This is a genomic window from Devosia sp. GW821-FHT12F11 (genome assembly GCF_058806655.1).
This window is the reverse complement of record NZ_JBXAPX010000002.1, coordinates 771,407-787,612: the sequence shown is the minus strand read 5'-3', so window position 1 is coordinate 787,612 and position 16,206 is coordinate 771,407. Positions and strand designations below refer to the sequence as shown.

General features: G+C 66.2%; 17 protein-coding genes and 1 riboswitch. Of the genes, 11 read left to right on the top strand and 6 right to left on the bottom strand.

Features of this window, described 5'->3' with window-relative positions:
* Positions 1-25 precede the first annotated feature (25 nt).
* Both AC1ROK_RS09415 and AC1ROK_RS09410 read left to right on the top strand, forming a co-directional pair.
* Positions 26-1,222 (top strand): GTP-binding protein, encoded by a 1,197-nt coding sequence (locus tag AC1ROK_RS09415; RefSeq protein WP_492846100.1) that lies wholly within the window; start codon positions 26-28, stop codon positions 1,220-1,222.
* A gap of 67 nt (positions 1,223-1,289) precedes the next feature.
* Positions 1,290-2,198 carry an NAD(P)/FAD-dependent oxidoreductase gene (locus tag AC1ROK_RS09410; RefSeq protein WP_492846098.1) on the top strand — a complete coding sequence of 303 codons (909 nt, stop codon included), beginning with the start codon at positions 1,290-1,292 and terminating at the stop codon, positions 2,196-2,198.
* On the opposite strand, the gene AC1ROK_RS09405 is transcribed toward AC1ROK_RS09410, so the two are convergent.
* The gene (locus AC1ROK_RS09405) at positions 2,173-2,529 is read right to left on the bottom strand and encodes a DMT family protein (protein WP_055998830.1); all 357 of its coding nucleotides are present in this window, start codon (positions 2,527-2,529) and stop codon (positions 2,173-2,175) included. The genes AC1ROK_RS09410 and AC1ROK_RS09405 overlap by 26 nt on opposite strands.
* 69 nt (positions 2,530-2,598) lie before the next feature.
* Positions 2,599-3,792: an FAD-dependent monooxygenase gene (locus tag AC1ROK_RS09400; RefSeq protein ID WP_492846095.1), complete on the bottom strand. Its 1,194-nt coding sequence runs from the start codon at positions 3,790-3,792 to the stop codon at positions 2,599-2,601.
* 67 nt (positions 3,793-3,859) lie between these two features.
* Between AC1ROK_RS09400 and AC1ROK_RS09395 the strand changes: the two genes are divergently transcribed.
* From AC1ROK_RS09395 to cobO, 7 genes are all read left to right on the top strand, one after another.
* Complete coding sequence (locus AC1ROK_RS09395) at positions 3,860-4,339, top strand: MarR family winged helix-turn-helix transcriptional regulator (protein WP_492846093.1); 480 nt, start codon at positions 3,860-3,862, stop codon at positions 4,337-4,339.
* A gap of 80 nt (positions 4,340-4,419) precedes the next feature.
* Complete coding sequence (locus AC1ROK_RS09390) at positions 4,420-5,019, top strand: hypothetical protein (RefSeq protein ID WP_492846091.1); 600 nt, start codon at positions 4,420-4,422, stop codon at positions 5,017-5,019.
* 20 nt (positions 5,020-5,039) lie between these two features.
* A riboswitch (cobalamin riboswitch) is annotated at positions 5,040-5,259 on the top strand.
* A gap of 96 nt (positions 5,260-5,355) precedes the next feature.
* A complete protein-coding gene (locus AC1ROK_RS09385) occupies positions 5,356-5,538 on the top strand; it encodes a CbtB domain-containing protein (RefSeq protein WP_492846090.1) in 183 nt (60 codons plus the stop codon).
* A 31-nt stretch (positions 5,539-5,569) separates the two neighbouring features.
* Complete coding sequence (locus AC1ROK_RS09380; protein ID WP_492846088.1) at positions 5,570-6,337, top strand: CbtA family protein; 768 nt, start codon at positions 5,570-5,572, stop codon at positions 6,335-6,337.
* On the top strand, positions 6,334-7,407 hold the full coding sequence (cobW, locus tag AC1ROK_RS09375) for a cobalamin biosynthesis protein CobW (protein WP_492846086.1): 1,074 nt from the start codon (positions 6,334-6,336) through the stop codon (positions 7,405-7,407). The genes AC1ROK_RS09380 and cobW overlap by 4 nt, the downstream gene beginning before the upstream one ends.
* Positions 7,407-11,243 carry a cobaltochelatase subunit CobN gene (gene cobN, locus AC1ROK_RS09370; protein ID WP_492846084.1) on the top strand — a complete coding sequence of 1,279 codons (3,837 nt, stop codon included), beginning with the start codon at positions 7,407-7,409 and terminating at the stop codon, positions 11,241-11,243. Before cobW ends, cobN begins: the two co-directional genes overlap by 1 nt.
* A complete protein-coding gene (gene cobO, locus AC1ROK_RS09365; protein WP_492846082.1) occupies positions 11,243-11,884 on the top strand; it encodes a cob(I)yrinic acid a,c-diamide adenosyltransferase in 642 nt (213 codons plus the stop codon). Before cobN ends, cobO begins: the two co-directional genes overlap by 1 nt.
* A 231-nt stretch (positions 11,885-12,115) precedes the next feature.
* Here cobO and AC1ROK_RS09360 read toward each other — a convergent pair whose 3' ends face one another.
* The 4 genes from AC1ROK_RS09360 to AC1ROK_RS09345 all read right to left on the bottom strand — a co-directional run bounded on the left by AC1ROK_RS09360 (position 12,116) and on the right by AC1ROK_RS09345 (position 13,524).
* On the bottom strand, positions 12,116-12,448 hold the full coding sequence (locus tag AC1ROK_RS09360) for a cupin domain-containing protein (RefSeq protein WP_492846080.1): 333 nt from the start codon (positions 12,446-12,448) through the stop codon (positions 12,116-12,118).
* Positions 12,448-12,912: a hypothetical protein gene (locus AC1ROK_RS09355; protein WP_492846079.1), complete on the bottom strand. Its 465-nt coding sequence runs from the start codon at positions 12,910-12,912 to the stop codon at positions 12,448-12,450. The genes AC1ROK_RS09360 and AC1ROK_RS09355 overlap by 1 nt, the downstream gene beginning before the upstream one ends.
* Before the next feature lie 137 nt (positions 12,913-13,049).
* Positions 13,050-13,220 carry a hypothetical protein gene (locus tag AC1ROK_RS09350; RefSeq protein WP_492846077.1) on the bottom strand — a complete coding sequence of 57 codons (171 nt, stop codon included), beginning with the start codon at positions 13,218-13,220 and terminating at the stop codon, positions 13,050-13,052.
* A gap of 133 nt (positions 13,221-13,353) precedes the next feature.
* Positions 13,354-13,524, bottom strand: a complete 171-nt coding sequence (locus AC1ROK_RS09345) for a hypothetical protein (RefSeq protein ID WP_492846076.1) — start codon at positions 13,522-13,524, stop codon at positions 13,354-13,356.
* Between the two features lie 253 nt (positions 13,525-13,777).
* On the opposite strand from AC1ROK_RS09345, the gene AC1ROK_RS09340 reads away from it, so the two are divergent.
* Both AC1ROK_RS09340 and AC1ROK_RS09335 read left to right on the top strand, forming a co-directional pair.
* Positions 13,778-14,668: an ABC transporter substrate-binding protein gene (locus AC1ROK_RS09340; RefSeq protein WP_492846074.1), complete on the top strand. Its 891-nt coding sequence runs from the start codon at positions 13,778-13,780 to the stop codon at positions 14,666-14,668.
* Positions 14,661-15,965: a dicarboxylate/amino acid:cation symporter gene (locus tag AC1ROK_RS09335; protein ID WP_492846072.1), complete on the top strand. Its 1,305-nt coding sequence runs from the start codon at positions 14,661-14,663 to the stop codon at positions 15,963-15,965. The genes AC1ROK_RS09340 and AC1ROK_RS09335 overlap by 8 nt, the downstream gene beginning before the upstream one ends.
* Positions 15,966-16,206 lie beyond the last annotated feature (241 nt).

The following is a 16,206-nucleotide window of genomic DNA, read 5'->3' as shown; positions in this document are numbered from 1 at the left end:
GGGGCTTCTCCCACGGAGCAATGCCATGAAACGTCTGCCCGTCACCGTGCTTTCCGGCTTCCTCGGCGCCGGCAAGACCACCCTGCTCAACCACATCCTCAACAACCGCGAGGGGCGCCGCGTCGCCGTCATCGTCAACGACATGAGCGAGGTGAATATCGACGCGACGCTGGTGCGCGAGGGGGGCGCCGAGCTGTCGCGGGCCGACGAGCAACTGGTCGAGATGTCGAACGGCTGCATCTGCTGCACCCTGCGCGGCGACCTGTTGCGCGAGGTGCGCGCCCTAGCCGAGGCCGGGCGCTTCGACTACCTGCTCATCGAGTCGACCGGCATCTCCGAGCCGCTGCCGGTCGCCGCCACCTTCGAGTTCCGCGATGTGGCAGGTGAAAGTCTCAGCGACATCACCGACCTCGACACCATGGTCACCGTGGTCGATGCCGCCAACCTCGCCACCCAGTTCGGCTCCACCGATCCGCTCTCCGCCCATGGCGAGACCCTCGGCCCCGACGACGAGCGCAGCCTCGTCCACCTGCTGGTCGACCAGATCGAGTTCGCCGACGTTATCGTGCTGAACAAGGTCGCGACCGCCACGCCGGATGCGCTCGCGGCCGCGCGCCGCATCATCCGTTCGCTGAACGCCGGCGCCGAGCTCATCGAAACCGACTTCAGCCGCGTCGCCATCGACCAGATCCTCGGCACCGGCCGCTTCAACTTCGATCGCGCCGAGCAGCATCCGCTGTGGTTCAAGGAACTGAACGGCTTTGCCGATCACATTCCGGAAACCCTCGAATACGGCATCCGCTCCTTCGTCTATCGGGCGCGCCGGCCGTTCAACCCGCTGCTGTTCAACAGCTTCGTCGCTCGGGCTCACCCCGGCGTCATCCGCGCCAAAGGTTTCTTCTGGCTTGCCACCCGGCCGCACTATGTCGGCGAACTGAGTCAGGCCGGCCAACTGGTCTCGACCAGTCGGCGGGGGCTCTGGTGGTCCGCCGTGCCACGGCAACGCTGGCCCGACGATCCACAGTGGGAAACTGCCATGGCCGCCTATCTCGATCCCATCTGGGGCGACCGCCGGCAGGAGATCGTCTTCATCGGTACCGACCCGATGGACGAGGCGTCGCTGCGCCGGGCGCTGGACGACTGCCTGATCCCGGCACGCGCCTTCACCCCATCGGCCTGGGAGCACCTCCCCGATCCGTTCCCGGCCTGGTCGCCGGCCTGATGCAGATCTCAGTCCGGCGGAACGTCTCTTCGCCGGCGCCATTCCCCGTTCGGAACAGGACAATGATATGTACGATGTCATCATCATCGGCGGCGGCTTTGCCGGCCTCGCCGCCGCCACGCAACTGGGTCGCGCCCGCCGCAAGGTGCTGGTGCTCGATACCGGCAAGCCGCGCAACCGCTTCGCCGCCCACTCGCATGGCTTCCTCTCGCGCGATGGCGCCGCGCCGGGCGAACTGCTGGCCGAAGCCCGTCGCCAGCTCGAGACCTACGGCACCGTCGAGCTCCGCAATGCCGAGGCCATCGCTGCCTCGGGTGAGTTCGACGGGTTCAGCATCGAGCTCGCCTCACACCAGCGGCTCGCCGCCCGTCGGCTGATCATCGCCCACGGCGTCACCGATGATACCAGCGGTATTCCCGGCATGGCGGAGTGCTGGGGCAAGACGGTGCTGCATTGCCCCTACTGCCACGGCTATGAGGTCGCCGATCACCGCCTCGGCCTGATGCTGCGCGAGGGCGATATCCCGCACCTCGCCCGCTTCTTTTCCGAGTGGACCAGCGACCTGACGCTGTTCGCCAACGGCGCCCCGGTCGATCCGATCGTCCGCACTGCGCTGGCCGATATGCGGGTGAAGCTGGTCGAGGAGGCGCTGGTGCGCTTCGATCACGACGGCGGCAAGCTGAACTCCGTTGTCACCACCGCGGGCTCGGTCGCACTCGACGCCATCTTCGCCCACGCGCCGATCCGGTTCGCGAGCAATCTCGGCATCCAGCTCGGCTGCGAAACCAAGGCCGGCATGGCAGGCGACTTCTTCGTCGTCGATCACCTGCAGCAGACCAGCATTCCCGGGGTCTATGCCGCGGGCGATGCGGCCAGACCAATGCACAATATCAGCTTTGCGGTCGCCGATGGGGCAGGGGCCGGCGTCTTCGCTCACCAGTCACTGGTCGCTACTTCAGCGGCCCCCGGAAGATGAAGAACGCTCCGGCAAAGATCAGCAGGAAGCCGACCGCGTGGTTCCAGGTCAGCTTCTCGCCGAGGACGAACACCGCGAAGCCGGCGAACACCGTGAGGCTGATCACCTCCTGGATGGTCTTGAGCTCCGCCGCGGTATAGGCGCCGTAGCCGATACGGTTGGCGGGCACCGCCAGCCAGTATTCCACCAGCGCGATGCCCCAGCTGACCATCACCGCCACCCACATCGCCATATGCGGGAACTTGAGGTGCCCATACCAGGCGACGGTCATGAACACGTTGGAGCCGATCAGGAGCAGGATCGGCATCACCGTCTGGAAGGTGAAGGGCATCGGGGCACCGGGGCGAATCAGTTGGCTTCGTCCATTGATCGCCGGGCCCTGTGTCGGCCGCAAGGCCGCTCAGTTCGGCCGGACCAGCGGGGTATCGTCGGCTCGGAAGGCGAACAAGTGCTCCTGCCCACGCTGGCCGAGCGGCACGAACAGCGGCAACACCAGGTCGCGCACTCGCCGCGCCAGCCAACCCTGCGCCTTCTTGGGCGTGCCACCCTGCCGGCCGAGCCGCACCGCCGCCTCCACGCGGTCGCGCCGCAATGCCTCGAAACGTCGAAAGGCGCTTTCCGGCGTCGCCTCCGCCTCGAGGCAGGCCGCCAGCACCAGCGCGTCCTCGAGCGCCATCGATGCGCCCTGGCCCGAATGCGGGGTCACCGCATGCGCCGCATCGCCGATCAGGATCACCCGCCCCCTCGACCAATAGGGCAGGCTCGGCACGTCGTAATCGGGATAGATCCGGCTCACCTGCGGCGCGGCAGCCGCGATGATCCGCCGGTTGACCGAGGGATCGCCGCGATGCAGCGCTTCGAAATACCCGGTCGCTGCCTGGCGATCGATCAGTTGCGCCTGCTTTTCGTCGGCGGGAAAGCTGTTGAACCAATAGACCGGGCCGCCCGGGTCCTTGATGTAGCCGAAGAACGCCCGTCGCCCGAAGGTCATCAACATCTGCCCGTTCGTCGGCGGCACCTCCGGCACATCGACGATGCCGCCGCTCCCCAGTAGCCCGTTATAGGCCGGTGACGGCAGCCCGGGCATGGCGAGGCCACGCACATTGGAGCGGAGGCCATCTGCCCCCACCAGCACGTCGAAACTGTGTGTCACGCCGTCAGCGGTCGTCGCCGCCACCTCGCCTTCCAGATTGGCGACCGCTATCACCGGCGTCTCGAACTGCATCGGCACCCCTGCGGCACGGGCTGCGCCGAGAAGGATCTCGCTCAGCGCGCCGCGCCGGATCGTCACCGAGGGGGCGCCGAACCGCGCCGTGTGGCGGGCATAGTCGACCGTGCCGAGCGCCTTGCCGTGTTCGTTGTGGAGGACAATGGCGCGCGTTTCGACCCCGTGCCGCAGCGCCTCCGTCGCAAGGCCAAAGCCGCGCAGCGCGTTCATGCCGTTGGGCGCCAGCGTCAGGAAAATCCCCTCGTCGATCACCTGCTTTTCGCTGCGCTTCTCGAAGACAACGGGGGCGAAGCCGCGCCTGACCAGCGCCAGGGCCAGGCCGAGGCCGGCGGAACCTGCGCCAACGATACCGATGCGTGCTTTCATTCTTGCCTCACCTGCGCGACGCCGCATATCATGCGCCCGTCGTATTATTCGATGAGTAGATAATTAGATGGTCGAAATAAATTCGTCAAGCGATGCAAAGGCCGAGCTCGTGCAGCGGCTCGGCACGCTCATCGTGCGCTGGCAGGAGGCGACGCAGCGTTATGACGAGGAGGTGGGAGCAATCTTCCAGCTCGGCCCGGCCGAACGGCTGTGCCTCAGCTTCCTCACCAGCGGTCCGCAGACCGCCAGCGCCATCGCCCGCGCCACCCGTCTCACCCCGGCCGCCGTCACTTCGCTGATCGACCGGCTCGAGGCCCGTAACTTCGTCCGCCGCCAACCCGATCCGCATGACCGGCGCAAGGTGCTGGTGGAACTCGCCGAGGCCACTGCCGCCGTCATCGAGAAGGCCTACGCCCCGATGGCGATCGCTGGCGCCGAAGCGCTGGGCAAGCGCAGCCTCGACGAGCTGCGCCTCCTCACCGAGGTGATCGTGGAGGTCCTCGCGATCCAGAACCAGATGACCGAACGGCTGCAGTCGGGTGGATGACCCTGCGCCCAGCTTCCGCCGCAAGGCCTGCCCAGACTCACTGGGCTCAGCTAGATTCGGCGGGTCAACGGAGGTCGACAATGCGCGCGCTGGTCCTGTTTCCCCTGTTGCTGCTGGCGGCGCCCGCCCTGGCCGCCGACATCGTCTGTGAGGGTCCTTTCGCCGCTGACAGCTCCGAAGCGCGGCTGATCGAGGCCTTCGGCAAGGACAATGTGGTGACTGGCGACGTCCCGGGCCCCGAGGGCTCCACCGTGCTCGCCACCACCATCTTCCCCAACGATCCCACCAAGACCATCGAGTTCGGCTGGTGGGACGAGGAGAAGCACGAGCGCGTCGCCTATTTCACCGTGCCGCCGGGAGACACCGCGCCGGGCGGGCTCAGGAAGGGGCTCACCGTCAAAGAGGTCGAGGCGTTGAATGGCGGGCCGTTCCAGCTCTACGGCTTCTTCTGGGATTATGGTGGCGCCGCCATCTTCGAGGGCGGCAAGCTCGCCCCGCCGGAAGGTGGTTGCTCGGTCAGCGTTCGCTTCGCCGTCGGCGATTATCCGGCCGATCTCAATGTCGATGCCATCTCCGGCGACATGCAGATCTCGTCGAGCGAGCCACTGCTCGAGAAGGTCGATGCGCGCGTCGACACTGTCACCGTCGGCTATCCCGATTCCGCTGCGGCGGAAGATTGACCGCGCCCCCTCCCGCGGCGTAACCATAGCCCCACGTTGGTTCCTCAAACCCGTTCGGGCGAGGGGATCAAAAGGGAACACGGTGCGGCGTACCCATCAGGGACCAAATCCGTGGCTGCCCCCGCAACTGTAAGTGGCGAGTGCCTCCGACTATGCCACTGACATCCCTCGGGATGTTGGGAAGGCCGGAGACCACGGTGACCCGCGAGTCAGGAGACCTGCCAGCGTCCGGGAGTGTTTCGGGAAAAGTTGTGAGACTTTTCCGGTTCAAAACGCGACCCCCGGAAAGAGCTCGGGCGATGCGCCCACTTTCATCCGCACGGAGGGTGCAGGCATATGAATACTCAGGTCCAGACGGCGTCGGTCGTCCGTCTTTCTGTCTCGCAGCGGCTCATCGCAGGTGTGCTGGCGTTGTTTATCGGCTTCGTCCTTGTCGGCGGCGTCGGTTTTGCCAGCGACATGGCCATCCACAATGGTGCGCACGATACGCGCCATGCGCTTGGCTTCCCCTGCCATTGAGCTGACTCAGCTCTAAGCACACGAGACATCGATGAAACTCTTCCAGCGAATCTTTTTCGCTGCGGTCCTTGCCGGACTCGCAGCCGGCTTGGCCATGAGCGCCGTGCAGCAATGGCGCGTCGCACCACTGATCCTCGCCGCCGAGGTTTACGAGAACGCCGCCCCCGAGGCGTCGGCCGTCGCCGAGCACAGCCACGAGGCCGGCACCGCAGAGCATTCTCATGCCGAAGCCGCACCCGCCCACGAGCATGACGAAGACGCTTGGGCCCCGCAGGATGGCGCCGAGCGCATCGCCTACACCGTGCTGGCCAACCTCCTCGGCTGCATCGGCTTCGCCTTCCTGCTCGCTGCCGTCTCCGTCTTCTCGGGTATCGAGATCACTGCCCGCAACGGCGTGATCTGGGGGCTCGGCGGCTTCATCGCCCTGCAGCTCGCTCCAGCCCTCGGCCTGCCGCCTGAACTCCCGGGCATGCCCGCCGCCGATCTCGTCGCCCGCCAGGTCTGGTGGGTCGGCACGGCGCTCGCCACCGGTGCCGGCATCCTCGCCATCGCCAAACTCCGCAACTGGACCGGCATCGTCATTGCTGCCGTGCTGATCCTCGCGCCGCACGTCATCGGCGCGCCGCCGCTCTTGGGCGAGCACGCCAGCGCCGTCCCCGCCAACCTCGCCACATCATTCGCCGCGGCGACCCTCGCCACCGGTGCGCTGTTCTGGCTGATCGTCGGCCCGCTGTTCGGCTGGCTCAACGAGCGCTTCGCCCGATCTTCTGCCTTCGCCCTGAAAGGTGCCCACGCATGAGCACGACCGAACTCGCCAGTTCAAAGATCCCCGTCACCGTCATCACCGGCTTCCTCGGCGCCGGCAAGACCACCCTGGTCCGGCACCTGCTCGCCCATGCCAAGGGCAAGCGCATCGCGCTGATCATCAACGAGTTCGGCGAACTCGGCGTCGACAAGGAAATCCTCGCCGGCTGCGGCGACGAGACCTGCCGCGAAGAGGATATGATCGAGCTGAGCAACGGCTGCATCTGCTGCACTGTCGCCGACGAGTTCATCCCCACCATGCAGGCGCTGCTCGAGCGTGACGATCGCCCCGACCACATCGTCATCGAAACCTCCGGCCTCGCTTTGCCGCAGCCGCTGATCCGCGCCTTCAACTGGCCCGAGATCAAGTCCGAGGTGACCATCGACGGCGTCGTCACCGTCGCCGACGCGGCGGCGCTCAGCGAAGGCCGCTTCGCCAATGACGAACAGGCGGTCGATGCGCTCCGTTCCGCCGACGCCATGCTCGACCACGAGACGCCGCTCGGCGAGCTGTTCGAGGATCAGCTGATCGCCGCCGACATGGTGATCCTCAACAAGGCCGACCTGGTCTCCGACGCCCAGCTCGACACCATCGAAGCCCACCTCAAGGCCGAGATGCGTCCGGGCACCGGCGTGGTCCGCGCCCGCAACGGCCATGTCGATGTCGCGGCGCTCCTTGGCATGGGGCTCTCGACCGAAGACAACCTCGCCGGACGCGAGAGCCACCACGAGCTCGAGCACGGTGGCGAAGGCCACGAGCACGACGACTTCGATTCCTTCTCGGTCACCCTCGGCGGCGTCACCAGCAAGGATCATCTGCTGGCGACCATCGAGCAGACCATCCGCGCCCACGATGTGCTCCGTCTGAAGGGCTTCGCGTCGCTCCCCGGCGCCCCGGCCCGTCTCGCCATCCAGGCGGTCGGTCCGCGCGTCACCGCCTATTTCGATCGGCCATGGAAAGCGGGCGAAGCCCGCCAGACCACCCTGGTGGTGATCGGGGAGAGCCCGCTCAACCGCGCCGCCATCACCGCTAGCCTCGAGCAGGCGGTGGCGGCCGCAGCCTGATGCATCTCCTCGCGGCGCAAGCCGGAGCGCTGCAGCAGGAGGGCGAGGCCATCGACCTCGCCCAGACGCCCGGGGATGTCGTCTTTGCTTCGGCGGCCGACAGCGAGCTGATGATGCTTGCCGCCGCGGCCGATCGGGCGGCAACATCCGACCTGCGCCTCGCCAACCTGCTGCGGTTGAGCCACAACCTGTCGGTCGATCTGTGGCTCGACCAGACCGTGCAGCGCGCCCGGCTGGTGGTGGTCCGCCTGCTCGGCGGCCCGGCCTATTGGCAATACGGCGTCGATGAGCTCACCGCGCTGGCGTTGAGCGGCAAGATCCGGCTGGCGCTGCTCCCCGGCGACGCCAACCTCGATCCGATCCTGCAGCAACGCTCGACCATCCACCCGGATGACTGGACGCGCCTCCACGCCCTCTTCACCGCCGGCGGTCCCGAAAACGCCGACACGCTGCTGCAGGCTTTCGCACAACTGGCGCAATCGTCACCCTCCCCCTCGCGGGGAGGGATCAAGGGTGGGGGGAGCCCCACGCTCGAGCAGAGCAGCTCGGTCCCCAAACCCTTCCACCGTTTCGGCCTTTGGCATCCGGCCCACGGTATGCTTGACGCGCTGCCGGCCTCGCCGCACCCCAACGTGCCCATCCTGTTCTACCGCGCCGCCCTCGAAGGCGCCGGCACCGCAACGCTCGAAGCGCTGATCGCCGAGCTCGAAGCGCAATCGCTCAACCCCGTCCCGATCGTCGTCTCGACGCTGAAGGAGGGCGCCTGTATCCGCTTCGTTCAGGCCGCCTTTGACCTCCATCCGCCGAGCGTCATCCTCAACCTCACCGGCTTCGCCCTTGGCCTCGATGGCCTCGACGACAAGCAGAACCCCTTCGCCGGCACCGATGCCCCGGTGATTCAGCTGCTGCAGGGCGGTCGCCCCGAGGCGCAGTGGGCCGCCGATATCCAGGGCCTCACCGCCAAGGACCTCGCCATGCAGGTGGTGCTGCCCGAGCTCGACGGCCGCATGGGCATGCTGCTGGTTGGCCACAAGCACGACGCGGTCTGGCACGAGCGCACGCAGTGCCCGCTCTCCGCCTATGCTCCCGACGCCGATGGCATCCGCCGCGCCGTCACTCTGGCGAAGAACTGGACCACCCTGCGCACTACCCCGCGTGCCGAACGCCGTGTCGGCCTCGTCATCGCCAACTACCCCATCCGCGACGGCAGGCTGGCCAACGGGGTGGGATATGACGCGCCGCAGTCGGCGGTGGAGATTTTGCGGGCGATTGCGGGGGCAGGGTATGTGGCCTCCCCCCTCCCAACCTCCCCCGCAAGGGGGGAGGTGCCGACCGAGGTTGAGGCTCGATTCGCTCCAGAAGCACTGGCAGACACCTCCCCCCTTGTGGGGGAGGATGGGAGGGGGGTGGCCACAGGCAACGACCTGATCGAACTCCTGCAATCCGGCCCTACCAACGCTCATCCCGAGCGCGGGGAAGGCATCCGGTTTCCCGTGCATCGCTACCGCGAGCTGTTCGCCACGCTCCCGGCCAAGATCCAGTCCGAAGTCACCACCCGCTGGGGCGATGCTGCTGCCGATCCGTTCGTGCGGGGAGCCCACTTCCATCTCCCGGCGATACGCCTCGGCAATGTCGCCGTGCTCATCCAGCCGGCCCGCGGCTACCATCTCGACGAGACTGCCAGCTACCACGATCCGGACCTCGTGCCGCCGCACGGCTACCTCGCCGCCTATCTCTGGCTGCGCCACGAGTTTGCCGCCCACGCCGTCATTCACAACGGCAAGCACGGCAATCTCGAGTGGCTTCCCGGCAAGGCCGCGGCGCTCGACGCCGCCTCCTATCCCGCCGCGCTCTGGGCCGAGTTGCCGCAGCTCTATCCGTTCATCGTCAATGACCCCGGCGAGGGCACCCAGGCCAAGCGCCGCACCGGCGCGGTGATCATCGATCACCTGGTGCCGCCGCTCACCCGCGCCGAAACCTATGGGCCGCTCAAGGACCTCGAAGCGCTGCTCGACGAGTATTATGCCGCCTCCGGCATGGACCGCCGCCGCCTCGCGGGCTTGCGCAAACGCATCCTCGATTTCACCCGCGACGCGCGCCTCGACCGCGATATCGGTCTCGTCCCGGACGAGTTCGAAACGCTGAAGCGTATCGACACCTTCCTGTGCGATCTGAAGGAAGCCCAGATCCGCGACGGCCTCCACATCTTCGGCAAATCTCCCACCGACCGTCTCGAGCGTGACCTCATCGTCGCCCTCGCCCGCGTGCCGCGCGGTGAGACGCCGGGCGAAGCGTCGCTGATCCGCACCCTGGCCGATGACCTGAAACTCGGCTTCGACCCGCTGACGGCGGACCTGGGGGCGCCATGGACTGGGCCCGCGCTCCCCTCCCCTCAACGGGGAGGGGAGCTGATCCGCACCGTCGGCGACGTGGTCGAACACCTCGAGAACCTCGCGGCTGACCTGGTCGACGGCCACGCGCCCGATCCCGACTGGCACGCCACCGCCGCCGTCCTCTCGACGATCGAAACCACCATCCGCCCCCGCCTCGTTGCCTCCGGCCCGAACGAGATCGCCTCGCTGCTCCTCGGCCTCGACGGCAGGTTCGTCCCGCCAGGCCCGTCGGGCGCGCCGTCGCGCGGTCGCCTCGATGTCCTCCCCACCGGCCGCAACTTCTATTCCGTCGATATCCGCGCTGTACCGACGCCGACCGCCTGGGAGCTTGGCCGGAAATCGGCCGAGAACCTCCTGGTTCGCCATTTCCAGGATCACGGCACGCCGCTCCGTTCCCTTGCCCTGTCCGTCTGGGGCACCGCCAATATGCGCACCGGCGGTGACGACGTCGCCCAGGCCCTCGCCTTCATCGGCGCCAAACCGGTTTGGGATCCGTCCTCGCTCCGTATCTCCGGCTACGAGATCATCCCGCTGGCCAAGCTCGGCCGCCCACGCGTCGACGTCACCCTTCGTATTTCCGGCTTCTTCCGTGATGCCTTCCCGGCCCAGATCGCGCTGTTCGACAAGGCCGTCCGCGCCATCGGCGCCCTCGACGAGCCTGAGGACCAGAACCCCATCGCCGCCCGCATGCGCACCGACGCGCTGGAGCTGATGAAATCCGGCGCCGATGATCGCGCTGCTGCACTCGGCGCCGGCCACCGCATCTTCGGCTCGAAGCCGGGCGCCTATGGTGCGGGCCTGCAGGGCCTGATGGATTCCGCCAACTGGGAGAGCAAGGCCAACCTCGCCGAAGCCTTCCTCAACTGGGGCCAATATGCCTATGGCGCCAACGCCGACGGCACGCCCGAGCGCGATCGTTTCGCCGCCCGTCTCAGCGATATCGAGGCGGTGGTCCACAACCAGGACAATCGCGAGCACGATCTGCTCGACAGCGACGATTACTACCAGTTCGAGGGTGGCCTCGCCGTCACCGCCGAGACCCTGACCGGCCGCGCCCCTGCCGCCTATCACAACGACCATTCCCGCCCCGAGCGGCCAGTTGCCCGCACGCTTGCCGAGGAGATTTCGCGGGTCGTTCGCTCCCGCGTCGTCAACCCGAAATGGATCGATGGGGTAAAGCGCCATGGCTATAAGGGCGCCTTCGAGATCATCGCCACCGTCGACTACATGTTCGCTTTCGCGGCGACGACCGGGGCGGTCGCGACCCACCACTTCGACCTCGCCTTCGAAGCTTTTGTCGAGGACGAAGCGACGCGTCGGTTCATTCAAACCAACAACCGCTTCGGTTATGACGAGCTGATCGAAAAGTTCAACGAAGCCCGCCGCCGCGGCTTCTGGACCCCACGTTCCAACTCCGCCTTCGCCTATCTCGAGGACACTTGATGACCGACAAAGCTCCCAAGAAGACCGACCTGATGAGCGAAGCCGAGCGCGACGCCTATCACGCCGAAAAGATGCGGAAGAAGAAGGAGGCACGGAACAAGATCCTCGCCACCAAGACCGAGGAGCGCGGCCTGCTCATCGTCCATACAGGCAAGGGCAAGGGCAAGTCGACCGCCGCTTTCGGCATGGTATTCCGCGCCATCGGCCACGGCTTCAAGGTTGGCGTGGTGCAGTTCGTCAAGGGCGCCTGGAGCACCGGCGAGCGCGACGTGCTCGACAGGTTTCCCGAGCAAGTGACCATCAAGGCGATGGGCGAGGGCTTTACCTGGGACACCCAGGATCGCCAGCGCGACCTCGCCGCCGCCCGCGGCGCCTGGGAGATGGCCAAGGAGCTGATCGCCGACAAGAGCTACAAGCTCATCCTGCTCGACGAACTCAACATCGTGCTGCGCTACGACTACCTGCCGCTCGATGAAGTGCTCGAGGTGCTGCGCAACAAGCCACGCGATACCCACGTCATCGTCACCGGCCGCAATGCCAAGGACGAGCTCATCGAATTGGCTGACCTCGTCACCGAAATGACCGAGATCAAGCACCCGTTCCGCAGTGGGGTGAAGGCGCAGGCGGGGATCGAGTTTTAGCAGGCGCCACACGCACTGGCCCCATCTCCCCCTTGGCGGGGAAGAAAGCGAAAACTTGGGCTTAGCGCAGTTAAGTCCTTAGTTTTCGCAAGACAGGGGGGCGTGGGGAGCCACCATGCCCGTCAGGATCCCCTCTCTTGGAATTTCTAAGGCTTAGCCAAGAAGCTAAGCCCAAGAAATTCCATTCTCCCCCGCAACGGGGGAGAAGGCGGAGATGCCGGTGGATGCCCCTTACTCCAGCCACCGGGTATCGAACTTCGGGCTCGCGTGGATGTGGATGCTCTTCATCGGGCCGAGCGTCCGGAACTTGTGCGGGGTGTTTGCCGGCACCACCAGGATCTGGCCGGGCCCGGCCTCGATCTCCTCGTCGCCTACCGTGAACACGGCCCGGCCAGCCTCGATGATGAACGTCTCGGGGTAGGGGTGGGTGTGGAGCCGCGGTCCGGCGCCCTTTTCGACGCTGTCGTGGAGGATCACCGTGACATTGGCTTCACCGCCTTCCCACTCGCCCGACTGGCGGGTGGGGTGCATGGCCCAGTCCTCGCGTCGGTAGACCCGCGCCATCAGCACCCTCCTTTGAGGCTCCGCACCAGCTGCTCCACCACCGGCTCCAGCTTGCCGAGGTCCACCGCCGAGTATTCCAGCTGGAACGCCGCATAGGCGCCGTCGCAAAGCGCGATCATCCGCTGGTAGAGAATCCGCTTGCCCTGCGCGCCCGAAAAGCTCGCCCAGCTCGGCGTTACCGCTTCGTAGCTGATGTTCCAGCCGTCAGCCTCGGCAAAGCCCTTGGCCGAGGCGACTGCGCCTTCGAAGCTGTCCTCGGTGATATTGCCACCCCACACCAGGAGCTTGCTGGCCCCGCCGCGAAAGACGCGGCCATCACCGTTGTCGGCCTCCTTGCCCCACTCGAAGCCCGGCGGCACGTCGATGGTGTAGCCGAAGCGGGCATTGTCATACTGGCCCCAATCGGTGGCGAGCGCCGGAGAGGCCACCGGGGCGGCCACGGGAGCGACAAGGACGATGAGCATCAGACAAATCAGGAGGCGCATGGCGGCAAAGATCGCTCGCCATGCGCCGGCCTGCAACCTCAAACCCGGCAGCGCTTTCAGGAAAGCTTGCAGAACTTTCCGGTTCGAAAGCGCGACAAAGTCAAGGACCGAGGGCCTCAGGCGCCTTTCATCATCACCGCGGCGGCGAGCACGATGAACGCAACGATCAGGATCCAGAACGCGTAGGTGCCGATGAACGCTATCGAGAATAACTGCCCAATCAACGCGATGACCGCGATGACGACGGCGACGATGAACATGGTCTGGCTAGGCGCATTGAGAGTCATGAACGATCTCCTGGGTCATGCACACCGGCAAAGCTTAGGCGCGCCGCTGCATCGCAGCCATGCCGCACCGGGCGCTTTGCACAGCTTGTGGGCGCGCAACCACGGTCGGGCCGCGCGCCGTTGCATCAGGGTGTCAGGCCGCTCTGAACAGCACCGCGACGGCGAGCACGATGAACGCGATCGCCATCAGCCAGAATGCCCAGCCGATCATTCCGCCCAGCACGCCGAAATAGGCGAGCAGGCCGACGATCGCGAGCAGCAGCGCCACCAGATACATCACCATGTTGGGAGCATTGAGAGCCATCTTAGCCTCCATGTGCCAAGACGCGGGCCCGCGGATCGAGCCCGCATCGGCTGCTCAAGATGTGGTGATCCCCAGCTTCTGCCGCAAGGACTTGAACGGCTTGCGCTTTTCACGCTTGCGAGAGCTTGCCGCAGGCCCCGCCCGCCGCACCCGATTTGCCCTGTTCCGCCAAATTGTCTTGTCGGGATAACAATTTAGCGACAATGCTCGGCTACGGTGCGCGCTTTCTACTGGGGCTTGGGGGCTTCAGCACATGTCCATACCGATTTTGGGGCGGCTCGACCGCCTTGCGATAGCGCTGATCCGGGCCTGCCTGTTGGCCCTGCTGGCCCTTGTTGCGCCGCTCTCCGCACATGCGCAGAGCACGGGTGCTTCCGCTCTCGCCCGCATCCAGGCCGCCGGCAAGCTCACCGTGGCGGTGTTCTTCGAGGATGTGGTGCCGTTCTTCTATGTCGGCCCGGATGGCAAGCTGATCGGCGTCGACCCTGCCATCGCTGAGGACATTGCCGCAAAGCTCGGCGTAACGCTCGAGTACAACCGCGCCGCCACCACCTTCGATGGGCTGATCGACGAAGTGGTCGAAGGTCGCGCCGACATGGCGATCAGCCTCCTCAGCGATACGCTCGACCGCGCCGCGCGCGCCAGCTTCTCGCAGAGCTATGTCAGTGTCCGCCAGTTCCTGCTGATCAATCGCCTGCAGCTGGGCCGTCTCGTCGCCGCCGATCCCGAGCGCGCCAACGACATTCCGGCGCTGCTCAACAATCCGCAGTCGCGCATCGGCGTCATCGATGGCACCTCCTATGTCGGCTTCGTCGCCGAGGATTTTCCCGAAGCGCAGAACGTTGCCTTCGACACCTGGGCCGAAATGCTCGCCGCGGTGAAATCCGGCGATCTTGTCGCGCTGATGTATGACGAGATCGAGATCGGCAACTGGCGCCTCGCCGATTCCGCCGGCGCCGTCGAGCTTCGGCCCTACCACCTGGCCGGCCACCCCGACACCATCGCCATCGCCATGCCGCCCGGCGATACCGACCTCAAGGCCTGGGTCGACCTCTATCTCACCAAGGCCAAGAGCAACGGTTTCCTCGATGGCGTGCTCAACACTTACCTCTACTCGAAAGACAGGGCGCTGATCGATGGCTGAGGCACTGAAAGGCCGCATCGGGCGCCTGCTGCTCCACCCCGTCGCGATCTTCACCGGCCTCATCGCCGGTGGGGTGCTCGGCTGGCTGGACAAGGGCCAGATGCCGGTCATCGGCACGCTGGGCGATATCTACATTCGCCTCCTGCAGATGTGCGTGATCCCCTTGCTGTTCACCGCGGTCGCCACCAGCCTCAGCCGCCTGTTCCTCGATGGCGCCGCCAATCGCTATTTCACCCGGCTGGTGTTGCTGATCATCGGCGGGCTCGCCGTCGCCGGGGCGCTCGGCGTCGCGCTGGGCTATTGGGGCCAGCCCGGCGGCGAGTTGCAGCTCGCGGCGCGCGAGGTCATCGGCAAGGTGATCTTCACCGCCGAGGCGGCCGGCACCGGCGTCGATCCGGCGCATACCCAGGGCGTCTTCGCCGATCTGGTGGTCGGCATGTTCCCCGAGAACATTTTCGGGGCGCTGACCACCGGCAACAAGATCGCCATCCTGATGTTCGCCGTGCTGTTCGGCGTGGCGCTCGGCTCCATCGCGCGGGAGAAATCCGAGCGCGCCACGGCGCTGCTCGAGGCGTTCTACGATACCTTCATCAAGATCATCGAATGGCTGATGTACGTGCTGCCGTTCGGCCTGTTCTGCCTCGCCTACAGCCAGGTCTCAGCCGTCGGGCTCGACGTGCTGTTCGCCATGACCAAGCTGGTGATCTTCATCTATGCCGGCGCCATCCTCCTGATCGCGCTCTACTCCGTGCTGATCTGGCTGCGCGTCGGCGGCAGCTATCTTGCGACGCTCGGGGCGATGCGCGAAACGGTGGTCGTCGCCTTCGGCACCTCCAGCAGCTACGCCTCGATCCCCTCGGCCCTGCGTGGCCTCAAGGAGGGCTTGCGGCTCGATCGGCGCGTCGTCGATCTGGCGCTGCCGCTCGGCATCACCCTCAATCCGCCCGGCTCCACCTTCCACTTCGCGCTCGCGACGCTGTTTCTCGCCAATCTCTACGGGCTGGCGCTCGACCCCGGCCAGATGGTGTTCGTGCTGTTCGGGGCCATGCTGGCCGGCGTCGCCGCCACCGGGGCGCCCGGTGTCGCGGCTTTGTCGATGATCTCGATCATCCTCGTGCCGCTGGGGTTGCCAGTCGAAGTGGCGATCATCCTGCTCGTCGCCATCGACCCGATCGTCGACCCGATCCTCACCGTGGTGAACGTCCAGGGCAACGCGGCGACGACGGCGCTGCTGGCGGGGAGGCCGGAGCGAGAGCCGGCCCATGTAGATGGCGCGAAAACGCCTACGGTGGGGTAGGCGCTTAAGGGGAGGGCTGTCATGCGGAACTGCAAGCCCGGGTGGCTCCCGCGACCCCCTCTCTTGCGAAAACTAAGGACTTAGCTGCGCTAAGCCCAAGTTTTCGCTTTCTCCCCCGCCAAGGGGGAGAGTCCCGACTGATGCTCCGGTACATTTGGAGGGCGCGGATTATCTCCCCCTTGGCGGGGGAGAAAGCAAAATCTTAGGTTTAGCCGTTTGGCTAAGCCTTAGATTTTGCAAG